Source organism: Chitinophaga sp. Cy-1792 (assembly GCF_011752935.1).
Classification (GTDB): domain Bacteria; phylum Bacteroidota; class Bacteroidia; order Chitinophagales; family Chitinophagaceae; genus Chitinophaga.
This window is the reverse complement of the sequence record NZ_VWWO01000002.1, coordinates 1,775,502-1,800,304: the sequence shown is the minus strand read 5'-3', so window position 1 is coordinate 1,800,304 and position 24,803 is coordinate 1,775,502. Positions and strand designations below refer to the sequence as shown.

At 46.8% G+C, this 24,803-nt stretch carries 24 protein-coding genes; 7 read left to right on the top strand and 17 right to left on the bottom strand.

Features of this window, described 5'->3' with window-relative positions; genetic code table 11:
* Positions 1 to 215: 215 nt before the first annotated feature.
* Positions 216 to 689, top strand: a complete 474-nt coding sequence (locus F3J22_RS21455; RefSeq protein ID WP_167019981.1) for an Lrp/AsnC ligand binding domain-containing protein — start codon at positions 216 to 218, stop codon at positions 687 to 689.
* Between the two features lie 8 nt (positions 690 to 697).
* On the opposite strand, the gene F3J22_RS21450 is transcribed toward F3J22_RS21455, so the two are convergent.
* From F3J22_RS21450 to F3J22_RS21400, 11 genes are all read right to left on the bottom strand, one after another.
* A complete protein-coding gene (locus tag F3J22_RS21450) occupies positions 698 to 880 on the bottom strand; it encodes a hypothetical protein (RefSeq protein ID WP_167019980.1) in 183 nt (60 codons plus the stop codon).
* 231 nt (positions 881 to 1,111) lie between these two features.
* Positions 1,112 to 2,302 (bottom strand): class I SAM-dependent RNA methyltransferase, encoded by a 1,191-nt coding sequence (locus F3J22_RS21445; RefSeq protein ID WP_167019979.1) that lies wholly within the window; start codon positions 2,300 to 2,302, stop codon positions 1,112 to 1,114.
* An 18-nt stretch (positions 2,303 to 2,320) separates the two neighbouring features.
* Complete coding sequence (gene map, locus F3J22_RS21440; RefSeq protein WP_167019978.1) at positions 2,321 to 3,085, bottom strand: type I methionyl aminopeptidase; 765 nt, start codon at positions 3,083 to 3,085, stop codon at positions 2,321 to 2,323.
* Between the two features lie 93 nt (positions 3,086 to 3,178).
* Positions 3,179 to 3,712 carry an RNA 2'-phosphotransferase gene (locus F3J22_RS21435; protein ID WP_167019977.1) on the bottom strand — a complete coding sequence of 178 codons (534 nt, stop codon included), beginning with the start codon at positions 3,710 to 3,712 and terminating at the stop codon, positions 3,179 to 3,181.
* A 1-nt stretch (position 3,713) separates the two neighbouring features.
* Positions 3,714 to 4,829, bottom strand: coding sequence for an acyltransferase family protein (locus F3J22_RS21430; protein ID WP_167019976.1), 1,116 nt, complete (start codon positions 4,827 to 4,829; stop codon positions 3,714 to 3,716).
* A 67-nt stretch (positions 4,830 to 4,896) separates the two neighbouring features.
* Positions 4,897 to 5,781 carry a hypothetical protein gene (locus F3J22_RS21425; RefSeq protein ID WP_167019975.1) on the bottom strand — a complete coding sequence of 295 codons (885 nt, stop codon included), beginning with the start codon at positions 5,779 to 5,781 and terminating at the stop codon, positions 4,897 to 4,899.
* A 229-nt stretch (positions 5,782 to 6,010) separates the two neighbouring features.
* Entirely contained in the window at positions 6,011 to 6,379 is a 369-nt protein-coding gene (locus F3J22_RS21420; protein WP_167019974.1) for a YccF domain-containing protein, read from the bottom strand.
* Positions 6,363 to 6,863 (bottom strand): GNAT family N-acetyltransferase, encoded by a 501-nt coding sequence (locus F3J22_RS21415; protein WP_167019973.1) that lies wholly within the window; start codon positions 6,861 to 6,863, stop codon positions 6,363 to 6,365. The genes F3J22_RS21420 and F3J22_RS21415 overlap by 17 nt, the downstream gene beginning before the upstream one ends.
* Positions 6,863 to 7,318: a YhcH/YjgK/YiaL family protein gene (locus F3J22_RS21410; RefSeq protein WP_167019972.1), complete on the bottom strand. Its 456-nt coding sequence runs from the start codon at positions 7,316 to 7,318 to the stop codon at positions 6,863 to 6,865. Before F3J22_RS21410 ends, F3J22_RS21415 begins: the two co-directional genes overlap by 1 nt.
* 69 nt (positions 7,319 to 7,387) lie before the next feature.
* Positions 7,388 to 9,331 (bottom strand): PAS domain-containing sensor histidine kinase, encoded by a 1,944-nt coding sequence (locus F3J22_RS21405; RefSeq protein ID WP_167019971.1) that lies wholly within the window; start codon positions 9,329 to 9,331, stop codon positions 7,388 to 7,390.
* A gap of 214 nt (positions 9,332 to 9,545) precedes the next feature.
* On the bottom strand, positions 9,546 to 9,998 hold the full coding sequence (locus F3J22_RS21400) for a cold-shock protein (protein WP_167019970.1): 453 nt from the start codon (positions 9,996 to 9,998) through the stop codon (positions 9,546 to 9,548).
* 222 nt (positions 9,999 to 10,220) lie between these two features.
* Between F3J22_RS21400 and lepB the strand changes: the two genes are divergently transcribed.
* The gene (gene lepB / locus F3J22_RS21395; protein ID WP_167019969.1) at positions 10,221 to 11,393 is read left to right on the top strand and encodes a signal peptidase I; all 1,173 of its coding nucleotides are present in this window, start codon (positions 10,221 to 10,223) and stop codon (positions 11,391 to 11,393) included.
* Between the two features lie 118 nt (positions 11,394 to 11,511).
* A complete protein-coding gene (locus tag F3J22_RS21390; RefSeq protein ID WP_167019968.1) occupies positions 11,512 to 12,384 on the top strand; it encodes a hypothetical protein in 873 nt (290 codons plus the stop codon).
* Here the strand turns inward: F3J22_RS21390 and F3J22_RS21385 are convergent.
* Entirely contained in the window at positions 12,379 to 13,851 is a 1,473-nt protein-coding gene (locus F3J22_RS21385) for a PLP-dependent aminotransferase family protein (protein WP_167019967.1), read from the bottom strand. The genes F3J22_RS21390 and F3J22_RS21385 overlap by 6 nt on opposite strands.
* Before the next feature lie 92 nt (positions 13,852 to 13,943).
* On the opposite strand from F3J22_RS21385, the gene F3J22_RS21380 reads away from it, so the two are divergent.
* From F3J22_RS21380 to F3J22_RS21365, 4 genes are all read left to right on the top strand, one after another.
* Complete coding sequence (locus tag F3J22_RS21380) at positions 13,944 to 14,387, top strand: carboxymuconolactone decarboxylase family protein (protein ID WP_167019966.1); 444 nt, start codon at positions 13,944 to 13,946, stop codon at positions 14,385 to 14,387.
* Between the two features lie 10 nt (positions 14,388 to 14,397).
* A complete protein-coding gene (locus F3J22_RS21375; protein ID WP_167019965.1) occupies positions 14,398 to 14,847 on the top strand; it encodes a GNAT family N-acetyltransferase in 450 nt (149 codons plus the stop codon).
* Between the two features lie 173 nt (positions 14,848 to 15,020).
* Entirely contained in the window at positions 15,021 to 15,770 is a 750-nt protein-coding gene (locus F3J22_RS21370) for a thioredoxin family protein (protein WP_167019964.1), read from the top strand.
* An 11-nt stretch (positions 15,771 to 15,781) separates the two neighbouring features.
* Positions 15,782 to 16,081, top strand: coding sequence for a hypothetical protein (locus F3J22_RS21365; RefSeq protein ID WP_167019963.1), 300 nt, complete (start codon positions 15,782 to 15,784; stop codon positions 16,079 to 16,081).
* 8 nt (positions 16,082 to 16,089) lie between these two features.
* On the opposite strand, the gene F3J22_RS21360 is transcribed toward F3J22_RS21365, so the two are convergent.
* From F3J22_RS21360 to F3J22_RS21340, 5 genes are all read right to left on the bottom strand, one after another.
* Positions 16,090 to 18,078: a heparinase II/III family protein gene (locus F3J22_RS21360; RefSeq protein WP_167019962.1), complete on the bottom strand. Its 1,989-nt coding sequence runs from the start codon at positions 18,076 to 18,078 to the stop codon at positions 16,090 to 16,092.
* A gap of 115 nt (positions 18,079 to 18,193) precedes the next feature.
* Positions 18,194 to 19,186 carry a DUF4466 family protein gene (locus F3J22_RS21355; RefSeq protein WP_167019961.1) on the bottom strand — a complete coding sequence of 331 codons (993 nt, stop codon included), beginning with the start codon at positions 19,184 to 19,186 and terminating at the stop codon, positions 18,194 to 18,196.
* Between the two features lie 11 nt (positions 19,187 to 19,197).
* A complete protein-coding gene (locus F3J22_RS21350) occupies positions 19,198 to 19,608 on the bottom strand; it encodes a hypothetical protein (protein WP_167019960.1) in 411 nt (136 codons plus the stop codon).
* 24 nt (positions 19,609 to 19,632) lie between these two features.
* Entirely contained in the window at positions 19,633 to 21,492 is a 1,860-nt protein-coding gene (locus F3J22_RS21345) for a RagB/SusD family nutrient uptake outer membrane protein (protein WP_167019959.1), read from the bottom strand.
* Between the two features lie 11 nt (positions 21,493 to 21,503).
* Entirely contained in the window at positions 21,504 to 24,653 is a 3,150-nt protein-coding gene (locus F3J22_RS21340; protein WP_167019958.1) for a TonB-dependent receptor, read from the bottom strand.
* Between the last annotated feature and the right edge of the window lie 150 nt (positions 24,654 to 24,803).

The following is a 24,803-nucleotide window of genomic DNA, read 5'->3' as shown; positions in this document are numbered from 1 at the left end:
GATTTAGGTAATTAAAATCTGATAAATACAGCTGATTGCTACATTAACAACAAGGCCATATCTAAAATGTTCGTACAATTTAAACGTATAATCATTCCCGTTACATCCATATACTTTTTTTATCTGCCTGATTTCTTGTTGTTGATAATATATTATTTTGATATTTTTGCAAATAATTAGTTATTTTTAGATAAAATCTAAATCGAAGTATCGAAATGAGCCATCAGTTAAATATTGACAAATTAGACTTACAAATCATATCTGAAATGTCTAATGATGCCAGCATCTCCTATGCTGAATTAGGCAAGAAATTGTTTGTTTCCGGTGGCACGATCCATGTACGTATCAAAAAGCTCCATGAAATGGGCGTTATCAAAGGAACGCGTTTACAGGTAAACCTGCGTGCCATTGGTTATGATGTACTGGCGTTTATCGGTATTTACCTCGAAAAGAGCTCTATGTACGAGAGCGTGGCCAAGCAACTCCTGAAAGTTCCCCAGATCGTACGACTGAACTACACAACCGGTGCCTACAGCATGTTCGCGGAGATTATCTGTAAAGACAGTGCCGAGCTTCGCAAGATTCTGCAGGATGACCTCCAGCATATTAAAGGAATAGAGCGGACAGAAACCATCATTTCCCTGGAAGAGAGTTTCTCCCGCCCTATTAATGTCAGCGCGGCTATATAGTCAGCCCTTCAGGAGATCATCTGATTCCTGGACCTGCGCTGTAACCTTACTGGTCTGTAGAAATACAGTCTGGTATTATGGAAAGTAAGTACTTCCTCGTGGTTTGCAGCGATAAAAGGTTTTGTTTCTGGTGCGAAATCTTCGTGTGCGAGTAAAGCTTTTCCTTTACGAAAGAAATTAAATTTGAACATAGTACTGGTTTTGCCCTGCAACCGGCGCTACCAGCGGTTGGGCGGGTTACAGGAAGTGAATAAATGACGTTGCAGGATCTGGGTCCATGTTGTTTATTTTTTACGTTGCAAATATAGCGCTGCCTGCTGTAGCTGGCAGTTAGAAAACGGATAGTTTTTTATTAGAAAGCTATTAGAAATAAAAAGCCGTCTCTACGATGTAGAGACGGCTTTTTATTGTATACCTAACGGCTATGCGTTTGGTTCTGCAGAGAGCTTACGCGGATCCCTGGTACCGGCATACAGTTCATATTCCAGCAAGCGGCAATCGATCGTTGCGTTATAAAACTCAATTCTGCGTTTGGCTTTAAGTCCTATTTTCTTTGCCAGATCGAGGTTTCCGGTGAATATATACCCGAAATAACCCCCACATTTCTGTTTCATGAAGTCGCCGATTCGGCCATAAGTTTCTTCCAGGGCTTCAATTTCGCCGAGGCGCAGACCATATTCCGGGTTCATGAACAATACGCCATTGGCGCCGGCAGGCACGTTGGTAGCGGCAAAATCGCATACACGGAATTCGATCATGTCATCCACTCCGGCTGCGCGTGCATTTTTGCGGGCATTGCTGATGGCCTGCTCACTAAGGTCGGTGGCGATGATACGGAGTCCGGGTACTTCGATGATCTGCTTTTCCAGTTTTCCACGTTCTTCCTGGTAGATGGTATCATCATACCCGATGAGGTGCATGAAGCCGTAGTTGTCGCGGAAAAGGCCGGGGCGGCTGTTGGTAGCAATTAATGCTGCTTCAATGGCGAGGGTACCGGAACCGCACATCGGGTTGATGAACGGGGATTTCCTGTCCCAGCGGCTGGCCAGAATGGTAGCTGCTGCCAATGCTTCGAGCATGGGGGCACGGCCTGGTATTTTGCGGTAACCGTGGCGGGCCAGTGAGTCGCCGGAGGTATCGATAAATACTTCTGCCTGTTCGTTTTTCCAGAAGAGGTTTACAACGGCGCCTGTCAGCTCTGCTCCTGTGGAGGGGCGTTTGCCGGTTTTCTCCCGCAGGCGGTCTACGATGGCATCTTTCACACGCAGGTTGGCAAACATGCTGTTATTGATGGTTTCGTTAAGTACGTTGCTGGTGATGGAGAAATAGCCATCAGGCTTCAGGATCTTCTCCCAGGCATATGATTTCAGCTGAAGGTAGATTTCGTCGGCATCTCTGGCCTCAAATTGCTTGAGGCTATAAAGTACCTGGCTGCCAGTGCGCAGGTTCAGATTGAGCTTAATACAGTCGTTAATAGTGCCCTGAATGCGTACACCGGTCACGAAGGTATCTTCCGGCACAAAGCCAAGGTCACGAACTTCCTGTTCCAGGAAAGGTGTAAGGCGTTTATTACAGGTAATAGTAATTGCGCCCTTTGTAGTGTATAAAGACATAATGGGCGCAAATTACAATTAATTCCAGATTTCGTTGGCGGATGTAAGAATGACAGGTGCACCATCCGTCACAATGATGGTATGTTCATGTTGTGCAACGAGGCCGCCTTTATTCCCTACCAGTGTCCAGCCGTCGCTTTCCTGGTTGGCGTAATCAGATACGGTGGAGATAAATGTTTCAATGGCTACCACTGAAAAACGCTTGAATTTACTACGGTTTGCGCGGTCATAGCAATTGAGGATATCTTCCGGGGATTCGTGCAGGCTTCTTCCTACGCCGTGTCCGGCGAGATTACGGATAACGCGGTAGCCGGATTTACGGGCTTCCGTTTCGATAAGCCTGCCGATATCGCAGATCTTTACACCACCATGGATGGCATGGATGGCTTTATACAGGATATTGCGGGAAGCATCTACCAATGACTGATGACCATGGATATCTTTTCCTACCACAAAGCTTCCGCCATTATCTGCCCAGAAGCCATTGTATTCGGCAGAAACATCTATGTTGACCAGGTCACCTTCCTGAATTATTTTACCGGCACTGGGAATGCCGTGTGCCACCTCGTGATTAACGCTGATACAGGTCCAGCCGGGGAAGCCATAGGTCAGTCTGGGAGCCGACCTGGCTCCTTGTTTATTCAGCAGCTGGCCGCCGAAATCATCTATCTGCTGTGCAGTCATTCCTGGTTTAGTGAAGTTCCGCATTTCTTTCAGTGTATTCGCTACAATATCACTGATCCGCTTCATTCCGTTTAATTCATTCTCGGATGTAATTGACATAACTAAAATTTGAATGGGCTAATGCAAAGGCTTTTCAGTAATTACGAATATCCGCAATTCTTTCCAAACAACCTGACCCGGAGCCTGCAATTATCACTTATCAATATACTTTGCCGGTATATTGTCGGTGAGCCACACGTTATTGTCGGAGCAATAAAACAGGATTCCATCCCTGAACATCTCTCCGCTCCTGATGGTCAGTACTACGGGAAATCCGTGCCGGGCCCCTACTTTGGTAGCGGTATCCTTATCGAGGCTTAAATGCACATGCTGACGGTTCATTTTTTGGAGTCCGCCTTTTCTGATCAGGAGCACCATACGGGAGGCCGTACCATGGTAAAGATATTCAGGCGGTTCCTGGGGTTGCAATCCTAACTCGATATCAATGCTATGGCCCTGGTTGGCCCTGATCCGGTTATTGGGAATATCTAGGGAGAAGCGTTGCTTATCGTTGGTGGCTACAATTTCCTGGAGTTCTTCAAAGGTAAGCCTGTTACCGGCTTTTTGCAGCAGCTGGGTTACGTCTGCCCATCCCTGGCTGTCCAGCTCCAAATTAATGGAAGCTGGATCATGCCTGAGAATATAACTTAGAAATTTACTTTTCGTTTTCTTTTGTTGTTCGTTCATATTAGATTTTAATAATAATATTCCTTTTATACATTATCTGAATAGGTATCCAGATAAGGAATACGAGGAATAGGGCGGATGCCAGCGATGCGTTGTAGGGAGAGAATATATTCCCGAAAACGTTGTTGTTTATCCAGCCCTGTAAAGATTGATCATTCCCTGCGGGAATGAGGCTTAACAATTTCGGTATTACGGCAGACAGTACGAAGGCGGTAATTGCATTTCTACCGAAGGCAACGAATGGTTCCATGTATCTGGTCCGGTGTTGCACGTCGATGAGCCAGTAGCTGGTTGCCAGTGCCATCGTGGCCAGGCCGCCGGTATACAGTACAAAGGAGCTTGTCCAGAGTGACTTGTTGATAGGGAAAAACATATCCCAGATCAGGCCCGCAATAACGGCGCAGAACCCATACACAAACATCCAGCTTACCTTTACGGCATCTTCTCTGTCTTTACGACGTAACCAGGTACCTACCAGTATACCAAATAAACCGGTGCTTACTGCCGGCATGGTACTGAGCAATCCTTCGGGGTCCCAGGTTTTGCTTTGAGACCAGAGGTGATTGGTGGTGAAAACTAGTCTGTCTAACCACGCACCCAGATTGGTTTCCGGCTCAAGGTTAGGAGCCCCTACACCGGGTACGGGTACAAAAGTCATCAGTATATAATACAGCACCAGTAAGCCACCGAAAGTCCATGCGATGGTCTTTCTGCTGCCTTTTATAAACAGTATGGCGATGATGGAGAATACCACACCAATTCGCTGTAATACACCTGGGAAGCGCAGTGTTTCAAAGTGCCAGTTAGACATCATGCGCAATGCCATTCCAATCAGGATCAGGATCAAACCTCTGCGCAGTGCGTGCAGGATAAGTGATTTATGATTGGCCGGATCTTCTCTTTTTGTGCCCATGGCATAGGGTACGGAAACCCCTACAATAAAGAGGAAGAAGGGAAATATCAGGTCTGTTGGTGTACAGCCGTTCCATTTACTATGTTCCAGCGGAGCGTATACAAAGCTCCAGCTACCCGGGTTATTTACCATTATCATGGCTGCTACAGTGATACCCCGGAATACGTCCAGCGACAAGAGTCGTGTTTTGGTTGTGCTATTCATGCAAAAGGTTATGAGGTTCACAATTTAATTAAATAATTGTGAGATTTTCAACCTTTTACAGTAGCGGTTATGCCGCCTTCTTTATCTTTCTGAAGGTAAAATAACCCAGCACACCCAGAATTACCAACGGCCAGATTCCAACCAGGAAAAGGAATATATTACGCAGCATTTCTGTCCCATTGATCACAGACATTTTAAGCTCTGTTCCAAAACCAGCTCTGCTAACGGCATCCGGGTTAACGACTATCTGTACATCTGCTTTATCAGGCTGCACGAGTGCAATGGATATAGTGGCATTATTGACATCATCAATGATCGCCAGATTTCTGATCTGCCGGTCAATCTTTTCTACTTTCTTATCATCATTATAGGTAGCTGCATCTACAGAAGATGTCTTTTTATCTGCCGTTACCGTACTTGCCGCTACATTGTTCCGCAGGGAATTGGACAGGTAATCCAGTGTTTTATCTTCATCCTTCAGCGTTCTGTGATCGATAAATGTTGCCAGACCTGTAATAACATGTACTACTGAATCCAGGCTTGCTACGGGCACTTTCAGCTGAATATCTGCGGCAGTAGTATACACCCTCACCTGGCGTACAGAGTCGGTTGTATAAGGCAGGTAACTATCATTCCTGCTTTGGCTGTATTGGTTGCTGGATACAATAACACCTTCTACAGAACGGGTTGCGCGCTCAATAGTACTAACGGCATCGAATACACTATTTACACGGCATTGTATATCAGCACTGCGTACACGCTTACGGGACGCGGAGTTAAGCGATGCTATATTATTTTGAAAGGCTACAGAATCTGCGGCAGCTGTCACTGTATTGGCTGAAATTTTTTCTTCTGCTGCTGCCTCTGCTGTAGCGCTGTGATGTGATGGACCTGCAGAACAGGCAGCAAGGGTCAGGGCGGGTAAAACCCACAGTGGTATGGAGTAACGCATGATTAGGTCGTTTCCCCTTTATACGTAAAAGCCCTAACAGGTAACCCATATTTTCAGAAATTTCAAATAAAAAAACTATCTGCTGATGATACAATCCATGTCGTATTATCTGCAGATAGTTTTAGGAGCAAGTCCAAAAAGCACTAACAGTACCGGCCAGACGGCGGGCTACCGCCCGGTCATTTACTTTTTAAGACAGTGCAAAGTGTAAACTGAATATATAGAAGGGCTAGTATACTTCTTTACCAAATGGTGCAAATGTCAGGGACATCAGTTTAAAATGCTGACGGCCCCATGGAATACCGATGATGCTGATGGTTAGCAGGAAACCGAAGAACAGGTGCCCGATCGCTACGGCCAGTCCGCCGGTGAAAATCCATATGATATTAAAAATGGTGGCCAGGCAGCCTACTGGCGCCCTGCCTTCGCGCACCTGTGCACCAAAGGGCATCAGGGTGAGCAGTCCGATTTTAAAAAACTGGATACCAAACGGGATACCAATGATGGTAATACACGAGGCTATGCCGGCAACAAAATAGCCCATGGCACAAAAGAAGCCACCGAAGATCAACCAGATTACATTACCTATTAGGTTCATAAAACAATGATTTCAACATCCAAACGGTACAGGAAATATGGCCTGAATTACCCAGCGGCGCCGGCAGGTATTCGAAACCATTTTTTTCATAGAGGGAAATGGCGCGGGTCATCTCCGGAAAAGATTCCAGGTAAAGGCTGGTATATCCTTCTTCCCTGGCGAACTCATATGCTTTCTCCAGCAATTTAACACCCAGTCCCTTTCCTCTGGCCGCAGGCGACAGAAAAAAACGCACCAGTTCGGCGCACCCCTTTGGCAATCCATGGGTAGGAAAAATGCCACAACCACCCAATATCACACCATCTTCTTCTGCGATGGCATAACGGGAGCCTTTTGTCTGAAATAACTGGTAAAGATTATCTGTAGTAGGATCGGTATGGGCCGTTCCTTCTGTTGGCACATCAAATTCTTCTATGGAGCGGCGGATAATGGCTGCCATCACCGGGTTATCTGCGGGCAGAATATCTCTGAAAATAACACTCATTACTGTACACTGATTTTTATAACTATTTTTTTAACGGGCACGGGGCCGGCTACGCGCAAGTTGGGCATATGCAGATCAGTAGGGTAAAAAATAGCAAACTGACCTTGTCTGAGGGTGGTATAAAATGCAGGCTTCTCTGCAAATAACATGTAGTCCTCGGTATCGCTATAGGCACGTGAAGGGGATTTATCTCCCAGGAAATCATGACCTATGCGTTCTTCTCCGGCTGCTACAAACTGTACATCGATGTATTTACGGTGAGATTCCATTTGTTCACCGGCTTCTTCAATGGTATCATATTCGTTGACAATGGCGAAGATGCGGTCTCCATCTATCTCATATTTACCTTTGGCCACTGCGTTGAAGTCGGTCTGCTGAAGGTATTCGAAAGCCTTTACAAATTTAGCGCCCAGGCCCTGGTAACGGGCTGCATTCTCTAATGTATCGATAATCATAATGACGAAAAGTATAGATCGGAAAGATACAGTAGTTTTTGCAGCATTAATATTTTTTGCGGGAAATAATCAGGTGGCGGGGAGATAGATGTCTATCTGCATACCGCCTTCGGGTGCGTTGCAGGCGGTGATCAGGCCACCGTGTGCCTGTACTGCCTTCCGGCAGATGGCGAGGCCGATACCAGTTCCGGCACTATAACCGGCATGACTGCCTTTATGGAAGATATCGAATATTCTTTCAGAGAGATGTTTGTCGATACCCGGGCCGTTATCATTTATGCGGATGCGCAGGTATTTATGATCGGCGTGTAACTCCGGGAGCAGCTGTTGTTCGGCACGTGACAGTGCATTACAATGCACACGCACCAGGGGAGGCTGGCCGGCAAACTTCAGGGCATTGCCGATCGCATTGTGAAAGAGGCGGTATAACTGGACTTTCACACCTTTGATGCATGGCAGCACATCCTGTTCAATAATGGCTTCCCTTGCAGCGATCAGCGGCAGATAGTCGTCCAGCACTTCCTTCAATACCACTGCCAGATCCACGGTTTCAGGCGATGTGATGGCATTTGTCAGGCTGCAATATTCCAGTACATCTTCCACGAGGGAGTTCATACGGGAAATGGTATGCAGCATTTTATTGAGCCATGGCAAGGCGGGGCTACCGGGGTCGGTATTGGTGCAGGCGATTTCTGCGTACAGTGCCAGATTTTTAAGCGGTACCTGGAGATCATGGCTGGTCATATGGGCAAAGTCCTGCAGTTCTTTGTTGGAGCGTTCCAGTTGTGCCATGGAACGTTGCAGGGCAATGGTTTTGCGGGAGGCCGCCTGTTCCAGTTCTTCCAGGAGGGTTTGTGTTTCCGTGATATCGGCGATGGTTCCTACTACCCTTTCCGGCTGATGGTGATCGTTGCTGTATACTTTAGCGCGGAAGCTGATCCAGCGGAGGCTATCGTCGTCATAGCGGATGATACGGAATTCAGCTTTCAGGTAGCCGTCGTTGATACCTTTGAGTGCCATGTTCATTTGTTCCCGGACCATATTCACGTCTGCCGGGTGAATACGGCTGTAAAACACGTGCATATTGACGGGCATGGCGGAAGGTAATCCGAAGATATTGCGGCTGATGGCGGAGAGTTTGAGGTAATCTGTCAGGACATCCAGCTCACAGAGGCCGAGGTTGCTGGCGGCTACTGCCTGACGGATGCGTTCTTCTCCTTCCCTGGACAGCTGTTGCAGTTTATTGGCCACCGCTGCATTTCTGGCTACCAGCACATATCCCAGCTTTTCGCCGGCCATGGTGATGGGCGACAGGCTGATGTCCATATCCACTATGCGCTGGTCTTTTGTCTGGCAATGGGCGCTTAAGCGCGTATGTTCACCGGAGGCAGAGAGCGGCATATCGCCGTTCAGGAAAATCATGCTGATATGTTTACCGGTGGTTTCTGCGGGCATATAACCGAACAGCTGTTCTGCGGCTTTATTCCAGGAGGTGATACTATGATCGTTGCTAACGGTGATAATAACCTCACTGGTACTGTTGAGCACAGCGGCGGGCAGGTCGTGGTTGCCTGGCTGTACAACACCTGGCTGGCCAACGACACAAAGTACGGCGAAGGGCTGATGAACCTTGTTATACAGGAGGCTGGTATTCATCTGGACCATGCGTTTACTGCCATCATTTTTTTCGAGGATGATGGCTTTTCCGGTACATGGTTGCTGATGAGCGAGGGTATATGCTACGGGGAATGCGGCTTCTTCCAGTGGTTTGCCGCTGGTAGAAAAGGCGCGGCGGCAAACGCACCATTTATCGAGGTCAGGAAATGGTACTCTGCCGAAGAGGTGAACGGCATGGCGGTTCCATACGCGGATAAATCCTTCTGTATCGCAGATATAGGCGGCTGCCGGGAAGGCTTCCAGCAGGGCACGATAGTCAACGTCGTGAACCTGCAGTGTCGATTCAAAAGACAATCCGGCCGTCAGTTGCGGCTCGTTGATGAGTAAATTTTTCATACGTGGGTGTTGAACCCTGGAACAGGCAGGAAATGCCTTGTTCCAAGGTGGAATTGAAACAGGTACGAAAATTAATTCAGCAGGTAATGCGGGAGATAAGTCCGGCCTTGGCAGCCGATAGAAATAGCAACAGTATTTTCCTGCCAGTTGATGGCAGTGTGTAAATCTGGAACAAAAAATGGCATGCTTATCAAAAAAGAAATGGCTGGTGCTGTTACCTCAGTAATTTTACTTTGATGGCAATAGGGCCTTTAGGGCCGGAACCAATTTCAAAAGAGACTTTTGCATTTTCGCGTAGCGGATCCTGTGACTGATTTACATGAACAAAAATACTTTCCTGACTCTTCGCATCCTTGATAAAACCAAATCCTTTAGATTCATTGAAGAAGGTAATGACGCCGGTACGTTCGATTTCCGGCACTTCCTCCTGTTGACGTGCAACGCCTATCTGAATATCTTCAACATTAATTTCTTTTCTTTTTGATGGATCAGGTGGCGTACTGGTAATGTTACCATTTTCATCAAGATAGGCCATCATATCTTCCAGACTCTTTCCTTTGTTGTTTTTAGCCTGCCTTTCCTCCTTACGCTCCTCTTTGGCATTCCGCTTTTCTTTTTTCTTCTTTTCAAATTCTTTTTTGCCGAAGGTTTCCTGTGACTTAGACATAATTAATAACCGGTTTTTATACTCCCCGTCGGGGTAAAGATACGACAGATGAGGTTACCGGGTGTTTACGAATATAAGCATTTCCTTTCGAAACTGAACATCCTTTCTATTTTCTTAATCTACATAAATTTAACACCTTGTGACCTGCGCAGAGACCGTCCTTAATAAATCCTTTTTAAACATCTGAAAAAAAGCGAAATTAGGACTACAAAATCCAACACTATGAAGCTATTTGGCACGAAGAAATCCGCCAGTCCCCAGAAGAAGTCTGCTTTACGTGAATGGCTGAATGCCGCTGTTTTCGCCATTGTAGCTGCCACCCTGATCCGCCTTTTTATCTTTGAAGCCTACTGTATTCCTTCGGGTTCTATGGAGCGCACGCTGCTGGTAAACGATTATCTTTTTGTCAGCAAGATAAGTTATGGCCCGCGTATGCCGGAAACGCCACTGGCCATACCGCTGGTACACAATAAAATGCCTTTTACCCGCTACACTCCTTCCTACAGCACGGCTGTAAAATGGGGCTACCACCGCCTGCCTGGCTTTTCTGAGATCCAGCGCAATGACATTGTGGTGTTTAACCTCCCTTCCGGTGATACTGTAGCGCTGGAAGTAGAGGAAAGCATGAATTATTACGAGCTGGTACGCCGCGAAGGCCGCGAAGCTGTATGGAACCAGTTCCACATCATGCCCCGCCCGCTGGATAAACGCGAAAACATCATCAAGCGCTGTGTAGCCATTTCCGGCGATACGCTCCAGATTATCAACGGGCAGGTGCATATCAACCACCTGACACCATTTTCTGCTCCTGAAAGCGAAATGCCTTACCTGGTGCAAACCAACGGCGAATCCCTCAACAGTATCCGCCTGAAAGAAATGGGCATTATTGATGAGCCTGCTGCGGGTGAACTGCCAGGCCAATATATCTGTAATCTTACCGCAGCGGATGTGGCAACTATGCGTAGCTGGCCGGTAGTAAAAAGTATTATCCCGGTTACTTACCAGGAAGCCAATCCGGAAATCTGGCCGCATGACACCGCCAGCTACCACTGGAACCAGGATAATTTCGGACCTATCGTTATCCCCGCAAAAGGACAGACGGTGCAGTTAAATACGACCAATATCGCGCTGTATGACCGTGTCATTCGTATATATGAAGGAAACGATCTGCAGGTAAAAGATGGAAAAATTTTCATCAATAACCAGCCAGCCGACAGCTATACATTTAAAATGAATTATTTCTGGATGATGGGCGACAACAGGCACAACTCCCTCGATTCCCGCTACTGGGGCTTTGTTCCGGAAGACCATGTGGTAGGAAAAGCATGGATTACCTGGATGAGTTACGACAGCGACGGTATCCGCTGGCGCCGCATTCTTCAGTCAATTAATTAACGACGGAAACTACCAAAGATGATCATCATCTGCGAAAGCCATTCTTCTATTACAGATGAATGGCTTTTTTACTTCCTTTTTTTTCAATACTTTGTTGAACGATCTAACTTCCCAAATTATGACCACTACCCGGGATTTCAACGCCATCAGCCCTTCAGCGAAAGGCTTACTTTTTCTTAAAAGTCTGACCAATATACCGTTTGCGCTGGAAGCCGCGCATATCATGCATGCGCCGGCGCCCTACACACCGGATTTCGACGTAAAAGAACCCTATTTCTGGGCCAGGGTATTGCATTTCGAAGACCGCTACTGGAGTATTGACCAGCTGCTGGAAGAAACCGGTATTCACAATATACTGGAACTCTCGTCAGGCTTTTCTTTCCGTGGACTGGCCACCGTATCCAGGCCAGGTTTTCACTATATCGACACAGACCTCCCCGATCTTATCGCCACCAAGCAAAGCTTTGTCAGTGTACTACAAAAGCATCCCGCCGCCGCTGGCAGCATGCTGGAAGTATTACCACTGAACGCCCTGGATGCAGTGGCATTCCAGCAGACAGCCGATAAATTTCCGGCCGGAGAACTGGCTATCGTGAATGAAGGATTATTGATGTACCTGGAACTGGAAGAGAAAAAACAATTGTGCCAGATTATCCGTGGCATTCTCGAAAAACGAGGAGGGTATTGGATTACGGCAGACATCTACATAAAAGAAGATCCCGAATTCAGAAAAAAAATCATTCGGTCTGATGCCCTCATGGAATTTTTTGAGAAGCACCAGATAGAAGAAAAGAAATTCGATTCATATGAGGCGGCCAAAGCTTTCTTTGAAGACCAGGGCTTCGAATTAGATAAAGTGGCCGTATCAGATACATCGTTGCTCACCACTCTGCCCTATCTCCTGAAAACGCTGAGACCGGAGCAGCTCGAAAAGCTGCGTCAGCGCAGCAAAACGAGGGAGACATGGCGACTGAAAGTAAAAAAATCATAGCCGCCGTTTCAATACAGCAGCAAGTATATCCGTTACCGTATGCAGCTCTTTTTCATGGAGGGAGGCAAAGCCAAAACGCAGTGCATTCAAGGGTTTGCTCATATGCGAATAACTGCTGCCATCGCTCATGACCAGGCCTTGTTCAGCCGCTCTGGCAGCTATTGCAGGTAACGGGTATTTTTTATTGAATGACAACCAGATGGCCATCCCACCAGTCGGAAGCCGGAACTGTGTGTACTTCCCCAGCTTTTCCTGGAGCAGCTGTCCGGCCAGATCGCGACGTTCCCAGTAGTATTTATTTGCTTTTTTAAGATGGCGGTTAATTGTACCATTTGCCAGCATATTGGCCAGCGCTTCTTCCACCAGGTTATCACCGCCGAGGTCCATGAGGCGTCGCATAGCTGCCGCATTCTCTATAAACCTGGCAGGTGCAATCATAAAACCTATGCGTAGGGAAAGCCCCAGTGATTTTGTGAAAGAGCCTACATAAATTACATTGCCGCCATGATCTGCACTGGCCAGCGGTAATATCGGTGCAGAAGCATAATGAAAATCGTAATCATAATCATCTTCAATAACTGCCAGCTTATATTTACGGATAAGCGCCAGCAGCTTCATTCTCCGTTCTGCACTGAGGGTTACCGTAGTAGGATGATGATGATGAGGGATGATGTACAGCAGTTTAATTTTTTTTGTTGCACATAGTTTTTCCACGGCATCGATATCGAGGCCGTTTTCATCTACAGGAACCTGGAGCAGATTAGCGCCCAATTGCTCAAAGGCCAGGTCGGCAAAAAAGTAATTCGGCGTCCCGACAATAACATTATCTCCCTTATTAATTACCAGTGAAGCTGCCAGGTAGATGCTCATCTGGGCACCTCTGGTTACCATGATATTCGCTGTTTTGATGTTCAATCCCCGGCTGGCGGCCAGGTAATGCACCATTTCCTGCCGCAGGTTCAGGTTACCGAATGGAGGTGAAGTCACCATAATTTTCCGATGATAAGGTTGCCCGATGACCGACCTGCATTCCTTTATCCATTCATCCATTGGGGCCAGGCGGATGTCCGGAAACCCATCGTTAATAATGAGGCGCTTAGGACTTTTTTTTATAGAAGGGAGCGAGATGACCGGGATTTTTTTATAACCAAAACCAGGTTCTTCCCCGTATGCATCGTGCTGTGGCTGAAAGGTTCGTGGCTTGATTTCGGGGAGGTTTGTTGCCACCATCATTCCTTTTCTGGGAATGGCCATCAGCCAGTCCTGGCTCACCAGCTCTTCATAGGCAGCTACTATGGTTTTCCGGTGCAGTCCCAGCACATCCGCCATGATCCTGCTCCCCGGAAGATAAGTACCTGGCTGAAGATTTCCTTCCCTGATAAGGGCAATTATCCGGTTGGCTACCTGTAAATAGATGGCCTGCGGGGCATTTTTATCTAACAAAATCAATGTCTTGTAGGGGAGCATCTGGACTATTTAATAATTACAAAGTGGACTACAAAGATAGTCCAGATGGTTTATAATTTTGTGATCATCTCAACACAAAAAAACAACAGACCATGGAATCCAGATTTAATTTAACAGAGGTATTGCCAGAAGGGTACAAAGCTTTACGTGCATTGGAAGTATTTAATGCCACCAACAGCTCACTGACACATACGCAGCAGGAACTGATCAAGCTGCGAGCCTCACAGATCAACAAGTGCGCTTTTTGTCTGGCGATGCATGCCAGGGATGCCCGCAAATATGGAGAAACGGAGGAGCGTATTTACCTGTTGAATGCCTGGAGAGAGACCTCCATTTATACACCGGAAGAGCGTGCATTGCTGGCCATGACGGAAGAAGTAACGGATATCAGCCAGCACGGCCTTTCGACAGCCACCTATGATGAAGTAGTCAAGCACTTTGGTTTGGAAACTACGGCAGAGATATTACTCAATATTATTATGATCAACAGCTGGAATCGCCTGGCGATCTCCCTGCATTATCAGCCTGTCCTTTAAACGAAAAATGATGACACGTACTATCCATTACGCAGACACAGATGAAACTATACTTGCCTGCACAGACGCAATTGTAGCATTGCGTCCGCATTTGCAGGGAGTTGATTTTTTACCGCAGATAAAAGAGATGCAGGAAGAAGAAGGCTATATGCTGATCTATGTAACTGCAGACGAAAAACCCGATGAAGTAGCGGCCATTGCAGGTTTCAGGCGACTGAACAAACTATTGGGCGGTAAACACATCTATATCGATGACCTGTCTACGCTGCCAAAGCACCAGAAAAAAGGCTATGCCAGTGATTTACTGGAACATATCAGGGAGCTGGCAGAGAAGCAGGGACTGGGCAGTGTAAGGCTGACTTCCGGCCATACGCTGGCGCCTGCGCACCGGTTGTATATGAACCATGGCTTTTTTATCTCTGCGCATAGCTTTATGTTAAAGCTTACTGATAACTTTTAGTGTCTTATTTCTTCTTCCTATAACAGCCATGTCACCTTACAGGGATGTGGCTGATTTGTCGCAAACCACCCACAAAAGGCAAACTGTCGCATATACCCCTTTCTTTGACGTTTTCGCACAGCATAAAAGTTTGATTCCGATCAGATCTTTGTTAAAAGGAAAATCCATTTACTATGCAAACGACAAACAAAGTAGTATCAGCTGCAGAATGGGACCTCGCCCGCAAAGCGCTGTTGATGAAGGAAAAGGAGTTCACCCGCCAGCGCGACCAGCTTGCAGCAGCGCGCCAGGAAATGCCCTGGGTGCGGATCGATAAGCAATATACTTTTGAAGGCCCTGCAGGCAAAGAAACCCTTGCTGATCTTTTCGAAGGACGCAGTCAGTTAATTATTGTTCATTTTATGTTTGGGCCTGATTGGGAAGAAGGTTGTCCGGGCTGTTCCTTTAATGCAGACAGTATTGACGGAACGCTGCCACATCTCAACAATCATGATGTTTCGCTGGTAGTGGTTTCCAGGGCTCCATTGGAGAAGATCAGGAAATTTCAGCAACGTATGGGCTGGAAATTCAAATGGGTATCTTCCTATGGCAGTGATTTCAATTACGACTTCAATGTATCGTTTACCCCTGAACAGATTGCAGCCGGCGACACCTATTACAACTATCAGAAAGGAGTTGGCGCTGCAGATGAATTACCCGGCATGAGTTCCTTTTACAAGGACGACCAGGGCCATATCTATCATACCTATTCATCTTATGCAAGGGGCACGGAGATAATGGTTAATACGTATAATTATCTGGATATCGCACCATTGGGTAGAAATGAGCGTCACGACGGGCCTCATCCTATGAGCTGGATCCGACACCACGATAAATATGAGCCACAGCCTGCAAATACGGGCAAGAGCAGCTGTTGTCATTAAACCGTATTACCATGACTACCTCCTGTCCATGCAATCATGAAAAAAAAGAACGCCGGCGGCTATTCCGGCGTTTCTTTTCCTTTATCAGATGGGCCACTCCTGGCGTGGTACTGGCGCTTATACCCAAATGCCCGGTATGCCTCGCAGGTTATATTGCGGTGGCCACAGGCTTTGGCGTATCGATTACAACAGCGAAATACCTGCGTTGGGGGCTTATCCTGCTATGTTGTATATCCCTGATCTATTTCCTGGCAAAACGGCTGCCCGTCTTCCTATCTCCCCGGAAAAACAATACCGGGCCGCTCCCCTGACACAAAAATCAATCGTGGGATTCTTTAGGCGCATCTTTGTCTGCAACAGCTGCAACGGTTTTAGCACCCGGTGTTACTATGTACGTGTATTTTTCATTTGCCGCAGGGTGTACTGCTTTCAGGTTGATGCGATAGATATTATCGCCCCATTTCTGCCTGATTCCTTCATCTTCCATTTTTGTTAAAGTTACCTTTTCGATGGTTGCCGTCAGTTTATCTGCCGGAAAGGTCAGTTTATAATCCCTGCCTTCGCCATGAATGGTAATAACACCTGGTGCCGTTACCGCTGAAGGAAAGCAGGTCATCAGGTGCTGGGTAAGACTATCCCGTTTCTGAAGTTTCACCTCATCTTCCACGACTACCTTACTGCCACGTTTAAGTGTAACGCTGCGGTTCCAGCTGCTGATGCCCGCTTCCGGCGGATAAGCGGCTGCTATATTCTGCTTCATGATACCGGTGGCGGAGGTCAGGTTGCAGCTTACTGCCGATGCCTTGTATGCCGGGCCGGGGTTTTGCGTGTAGCCGTTAACGGTAGGAACGTTATGATAATCTGACCTGTTGAACCAGATATCATACCTGTTAGGTGAGAAAGTACGGGCAGTATAGGTTCCGCGGCCAACATCCACCAGTACCGGGAGTCCGTCGTAGTAAACAATGAAGTTACCGATATCGTTGTGGTTGTGGCTTTCGTCGTTGTTTCCACCTTTGGCAGCCACATAGAAACCCTGTGAGGAGCCGGCTTTATCGCGGGTAGCCATCACCTGTAGGTCGGGCCACCAAACGTTTTGCAGCAGCGGCAATCCTTTCTCTGCCTTTCTGAATTCATCCTGCATAAACAGGGAGAAGAGATTACGGTAATACATATACGTACCTCTCCAGATACTATGATTATCCCGGATATAGGCAGCACCAAAGCGCATCATATCCGGGTCGCCCACATCTTTACCGAATCGGTAAATCAGGGAGCCGCCCATGCCTGGCCTTGGGTCAGCATCTGCGAAGTCGAGGAAATAATCCTGGCTGATCTGCGCCTTATAGATAAACTGGGCCATATGCTTCACTTTTTCGTCTTTCAGCACATAGGCGAAAGCATTGTTGGTGGCCAGGTTGAGGAAGCAGATATTATCGTACAGGGAAGCTGCGGCACCACTCCAGTAGCCCGGACCTTCATCACAGCCGCCATCCTGCGGATATGGGTTAAGGAACTGGTCCAGCGTATGCAGAATTTTAGATACTGCAGCCGCACGCCTGGCCTCATCATGTTCTAACAATAAAGTAGCGCACAACCAGTTGGAAGATATCCATGGATTCCAGTTATTCGGGCGGCGGCCACTTCCGCTATCCCCCATCCAGCCATGGTATTTGGTCATCAATGGCACAAAAATGCGGCGGTTGGTTTCGTCGTATATGCGTTTACGTATTTGCGGAGAAACCTTGTCCAGTTTATCTCCCATAAAATAATCCACCCAGCCCAGCAGTTCCGCTGTTTCAGCGGAGAACAGCTCTACAAAAGGATTAGCAGCATCTGCGAGCCCGCTGATTTCTTTACTTTTAGGAAGATGGGCAGAGGCGCCCCAGAAAGTTTCTTCACAAACAGACCATATACCGTTGATGATATCATCTGTGAACCGGCCTTTATCTTCATACACTTCCGCCATCATGAGTGTGGCCAGTACCTCGCGTTTTTTATTGGCGATATCCTGGTAATCTCTCCTGTTACCTGTTCTGACGATCAGCAATGAAGTGGTGGCAGGGATACCCGGCCATTCGTAGTGCAGGTACCCTTCCGCAGCACGGATAGTGTTGGCAGCGAGGGCGGTATCGATGGTGGTCCATACCTGCCTGTTGCTTCTTTGCGGAAAGGGTTCCCACTTATCGCGGGGAATAATTTTAGCTGCCAGCTCAGTCGCTGAATAGTGGCCGCTTAGCAGGTTCTGTGAATGGGCTGCACTCGTGCCGATGCAGCAGCATAGGAATATCAGCAGTTTCTTTTTCATAACGTTGTGGTTAGTAGTTATGCAATGGTTGTCCGTGGGCAGAAATCTACCTGAAAAAAACAAAAAAAATAACGGGGACTATTTTCATAATCCCCGTTACATATAGGCTAAACAGTTATTTCATTGTATAGCGCTTGATACTGATGGTCATGCGCTTTTTGGCATCATCAACCACATTGCAGTAGATATATGCGCGGTATTTTCCATCGGCTGTTTCTACCCATGCTCCGCTACCATCCGTTTTGAGCTGGAAGATAGCGTTAGGAGCCGTGGTAAAGCTTTGCTGAACGAAGTCCACATCATCAATGAATACACCATACTGTGCTCTTGCCAGTTGCTGATCACGCAGGCCATATACTTTGATGATCTTAGTGGCATTGGTAACATTATTGGGAGGGAGGAAATCCTGGAGGTAATCCTTTGGAGCGCCAGGAGCGACCAGGCAATGGCCAATGACACCACCAGAGCGGAACATATAGATCAGATCGATCTTTGAAGGATCGCTAATCGCATCGCTTTTTCTGTAGACTTTCATATCCGCGATAGAGATATAGGTAGAATCCCCGTCGGTAACGCCAAGGTCCAGTTTCATATCCATTTTGGATACATTGAATGGTCCCATTTTAGCGGATACCGTTGCGCCATCGCTACTTTTGGCGCTGAAGGTAAAGGATACTGTTTTACCTCTTGCCTCTTCGGGCACTACGTAGTAGAAACGCAGGGTTACGGCATTGGTATCTTTGGTAAAAGTAGTGACTGTTGTCGTGTTGGTAGTTACAGATGGAGATGCTACCTGAATACCCACATCCTGCAGTGCGGTGACATCATAGTAGTAGGATTTGTTTTCCATCCAGGTACCGGTAGCACCGGCAATGGAAGCTTCCACTTGTGCAGAAACGAGTTTTCCCTTGGTTTGTGGCAATGCCATTGCATAGGCGAATTCTATCGTTCCGCCTACTATATTAGGACTGATCGTACGTTTGATTACTTCGTTCTGCAGTTCATTTTTTGCCGTAGGCACTTTATAGGAATCATCTTTGGAGCAGGAAGCAGCCATTAATGCGATACCCAGGAGCGCAGGCGTATATGATTTAAGTTTGAGTTTCATGCGCTAAAAATTTACTTTGATTGAACAGTAATAATCACGGTATAAGTTTTTCTCACTTTCCTGTTACCTGATACCACGGTGTATTTGCGTGGATTGGCGAGATCAGAGAAGTCGGTTACACCTGTGATTTTAGGATCGAGTTTACAATCCTGGGCCAGGGAGAACTGTGGCCAGAGATTTTTCAGATCGGTACCATAACGTACTGTTTGTTTAATAGTACCCGCAGCGGTATCGATCTCTGGTGCTATAGTTCTTACTGTCTGGAAGTCGGCGCCTAACAGTTCAAAGTTGGCAACGTAGCAATCGGTGCGGGTGGTGATCAGCAGTCCATCTTCATCCACCGGCTCATCTTTTTTGGAACAGCTGGCCATCATACCCATAATGAGCAGGAACAGACCACTGATGATAATATATTTCTTCATACTGATTTTTTTAGATTGATGTTATTATAACCAAGGTGTATTCTGCGTCAGATTAGGATTGCGATCTCTTTCACTTTGCGGGATTTTGAAGATATAGGATCTTGAGAAATCTCTGTCTGTTGCATTCTGGAAGTACATGGTACCCTGATTGATTTTACCCTGTGTATCTTTGGCGCCTACACCCGGGCCACCGATGCCACCCCATGTTTTTTCTACCTTTCTCCAGCGGCGAAGGTCAAATGCACGTTGTCCCTCCCCTACCAGTTCTACGATACGTTCCTGTTCTATCGCATCGAAGAAGCTGTTTTTATCGGCATATTTTGCACCGGCTAAAGGAGGCAGATTACCACGGTGACGGATTTTATTCACGAGGTTAACAGCATCCATTTGTGGGCCATTTACTTCGTTGGTAGCTTCTGCATACATCAGGTAAACATCTGCCAGTCGCATTACCGGCCAGTTAAAATCGCCCTCGCTGCGTCCCTGTCCCGGGTAATTGCGAATAAATTTACGGAACATGTATCCGGAATATGAATTACCCACATCCACACTATATGCAGTATAATTAATACCTCCGATATTAATAATGCCACTTACATTAAAAACAAAAGGTAACAGCCCTGTAGACTTGGATCCTGACTGCCCCATTATTTTTTCGTAATCCCACAGCATAGTAGATTTCATACGATAATCACGATTGGCGTAACTTTTTGGATTGAGGGCGGAGTTAGTGGCTGTTCTTGAAGTGCCACCCGGTGCCATAGGAATCAGCTTCGGACAGAAATCACCAGTAATGGTAGACTGGTAGCGATCTGCCAGTTCATACCTTGGTGTTATCCATGCCTGACTACTTTCAAAGCTACGTCCTGCGAATTCACGCACCAGTTCTTCACTTTGCATAGATCCAATACCACCGTGTGTAAATACCATGATCATTTCAGGATCGCCATTCGCAGTAGGCAGGAACAACTGGAAGTAGTTAGGCAGAATATCAGCACCACCAAGCGTATCAATATTGCCAGGATCACCACCTTTGTAAAGCGTCAGTCCAAAATCATTTATCACATGTCCAAAGTCATCTGCAGCACCTTTAAATGCAGCAGCGGCGGCGGCTCCATCCGGCTTAAACCCTTGCAACTCCGGCCAGCCGTTTTTATTCCAGGAGGCCCAGAATAATTGTAGTTTACCACGGAAGGCAAGTGCCGCTGGTTTAGCAGCCCGTCCTACCTGTGTAGCTTTAGCTGGCAGTTTATCATAAGCATAGGTAAAATCTGCCATGATAGAATCTTTCACCTGTGCGATCGGCATACGTGCCAGCGTTTGTACATCATCGTTAGAGGTAGCCACTTTGCTGAAGTAAGGTACATCCCCCCACATGGTGATCAGGCGGAAATAAGTCATACCACGCAACAAGCGTGCTTCTCCCACGATTTTTTCCAGGTTGGCTTTATTACCTACATTGCGGGCGATCATGTTATTTACATTTTCAATAACATAATTTGTTGAGTTTACCGCACCATACAAGCCTCTGAACATACTATCCAGTTTATCACCGAAACTCTGTGGCGCGAAGCCGCTACTGCTGGAAGGAACAAAGAATTTTGGAGAGGATGTAGATGAAGCCGGGCTAGTCGCTGAAACACCACGAACGCGCACATAATCACCCTGACCATCATAATAGTAATCTCTGTCGAAAACAATCCTGGTACTATTGTAAGCTCCCATCAATGCGTAGGTAGCATCATCTTCTGATTTCCAAAAAAAGCTGGAGCCTACATCAGTTGTTGGTTGCTGATCCAGCAGGTTTTTTGTACAGCTGCTGATCAGCATCATTATACCTGATGCGAGCAAAGCAGCTTTTATGATATTTGATAATTTCTTCATCGTTAAGTTTTTTAGAATCCTACATTCAGACCTACAGAATAAGATTTAATCAGCGGGTAAGCGGTGTTTCTATCGGCAGTTGACTCAGGGTCCAGGCCACGGTATCTTGTCCAGGTAGCCAGGTTTTCTGCAGAGCCATACACTCTTACGCTGTTAATTTTTGCCAGTTTCACGATGCGGGATGGAACGGTATACCCCAGTTGAATATTTTTCAGGCGGAGGTAAGACATGTTATCCAGCCAGAAGGTAGTTTCTTCGCGGTTGCCGCTACCACCGAGGCGAGGCCACAGACCATCGCGGTTATCGAGGCTCCATGGATTGTTCCAGTGATCAGCAGTTGCAGCGTATCTGGTAGCACCAAAGTTGACGTTGTTATAGTTGTTAATCCAATAGTCTTTTCTACCGGCAGCACCCTGGAACATAATTCCGAGGTCGATACCTTTCCAGCTAACACTGGCGGAGAGTGCGTAGTTGGTAGTAGGCCTGTCGCGCTGATAGTTACTTTGTGCTACCTTATCATTACCATCGATAATACCATCACCATTTACGTCTTTACGCAGGATATCACCCGGCGAGGCGCCTTGTGGTGTGTTATTATAGACATCCTGCCATGTTTGTGCGATGCCGTTATCCTGGTAGGTATAAACAAAGTGGTAAGGCATATCCAGGAAAGTATATCCACGACCCAGGTATTCATTCCATTTTTCCAGTCGGGTGTGGTTATAGGAAATATTACCATTAATAGTATAGGCGATACCGTGAGACAGTTTATCCTGCCAGTTCAGGTTCAGTTCCACACCGCGGTTGCGGAGGTTACCGATATTTTTACGTGGTGCAGTGTAAGCACCTGTGAGCAGGTAAGAAAGATCAGATGGACGGTTCATATTGGTCGTCAGACGATCATAGTAGTCCAGTTCTGCATTCAGTCTGCTGTTGAAGAAACCGAGATCCAGTCCGAGGTTAAACACAGAAGTTGTTTCCCATGTAAGATCCCTGTTCACCATTTTCTTATTTACAAAACCTTTGGCGATATCCTTATCCAGGTAGTAAGCTGCCATGGCCAATGTTTCCTGTTGTTCATATCTTCCTACCCCACTATTATTACCCAGTGTACCGTATGAAGCGCGGAATTTACCATTGCTCAGCCAATTGGAAGTATATCGTTTGATAAACTCTTCTTCCGCAAATCTCCAGCCCGCAGCTGCAGAAGGAAAGAATCCGAATTGGTGACCAGGAAGGAATTTCGAAGATCCGTCAGAACGGAAGTTCAATTCCAGCAGGTATTTATCATAAGCAGAATAGTTAATACGACCAATGTAAGAACGTAAGCCTTCTGCCGTTGAATTACCACCGTTAGATACCACACTGGTCAGTGCAGCATCCAGTTCATGGAGGTCAGTATAGATACGGTCGTTACGGCTGGCATTCAGCACGCGATCGAACCAGTATTCTTCACTATACACACCGAGGACGGTGAGATCATGGTTTTTATTGAAAGCCTTATGGTAGGTAAGACTACCGTTCAGCTGTGTTTTGTAACCATTGGTAGTATAGTTGGAAATACCCGAGTTAGGTGCGAAGTATACGCGGGCATTCGGAGATTGCGTCTGGAAATTCCATGATTGTGTAGGAATAGGTGCATTATAACGGAAGGTGTTATAATAAGCCAGGGAGTAGTCTATTCTACCAGTCAGGCCTTTCACCGGCGACCAGTCATAGTACATCGTCGCGTTGAGTTGCTGGCGTTGCTGATTGTTCTGGTTCTGCATATAGTTCATATATGGGTTGAATGCCTGACCATCTTCACCAAAAGCCATAGAACCACCGAACTTACCACTAACAGGATCGTATGGAGTGATACCCGCAATAGCATATTGCAGATCCAGGTTACCACCATCTCCGTCGGTGAAACCTTCCGACATACCATAGTTAAACTTAGACCATACACCAGCGAACTTCATCCCTACGTTCATGGTAGGACGCAGTTTATAATCGAAGTTGAAGCGTGCGTTATATCTTTTGTAGCTATTATTGATCTGCAAGCCTTTTTCATCCTGAACACCAACAGATACAAAGAAGTTGGAAACATCTGTACCACCCGAGGCAGAGAGGTTATAGTTCTGATTAGCGCCATTGCGCATGATCAGGCTCCACCAGTCTGTACTTGGATAGTTCAGCGGATCTACCATTGCCATGGCCATCCACTGATCAATGGTACCATCTTTGAAGTTGGTCTGACTACGCAATGTATTCACCATCTGGAGTCGCTGCGAGAGGGTGAGGGATTTTGCGTAATCGCTCATAAATTCGTACGACTTGGTAGGCTCAGTTACGCCATAGTAGCCGTTGAAGTTGAATTGTGTTTTTTTGTTCCCCTTACCTGATTTGGTAGTGATGAGGATAACGCCGTTGGCAGCGCGGGAGCCGTAAACCGAAGCCGAGGTAGCATCTTTCAATACAGAGATGCTTTCGATATCGTTCATATTTACCAGGTTGATATCTACATCCGGCATACCATCTACTACTACCAGTGGTTTTGCGTTGTTCACTGTACCGAGTCCGCGGATTACCAGGTCAGCACCGTTCTTACCCGCCATACCGCTGGATTGGGTAGCAGAGAGGCCTGGCACCAGGCCGGAGAGCGCAGAAGAAGCATTGGATACCGCACGGCCAGCCATTTTCTCATCTACTTTAATCGCGGAAACAGCACCCACCATATTTACCTTACGTTGGGTACCATAACCTACCACCACTACTTCACCGAGCGCTTTCTCGCTGGTAATCATCTGTTGATTAAGTGTTTTCTGGTTGGTATAGGGAACTTCTTTGGCGGTGAAACCCATAGAAGTAAACAGCAGTACCGGCGATGGCAGGTTGGCAGGAATGCGCAGGCTGTAAGCCCCTTTAACATCGGTTACAGTACCATGAGACGTACCTTTTACAGATACGGTAACACCTGGAACAGGTTGATTTTTGTCGTCAGTTACCACCCCGGTAATTACGCGTACCTGGGTTGGATCTTGCTGGAAGAAGGCTGCTGCGCTGCTCTTAGTCGCATGAACCGGCGAGGTATAGAGTAGCCCTGCTGCGGGTAAGAGAGTCAGCATCATCCAGTGTAAACTGCGTTTACCAGATGAAGAACGTGGTAAATAGTGAATCATTAGGTATTAATTTTTGAGCAATAAAAAGGCCTTACCGGGTTTGCCCGGTATGTAGCGGAATTTTTTACATGATCGAAATAAGCAATGGTGTGTACCAGGAGTCGTATAACGTGTATTAAACTGGCACCGCAAACGATTGCATAAAAGCTG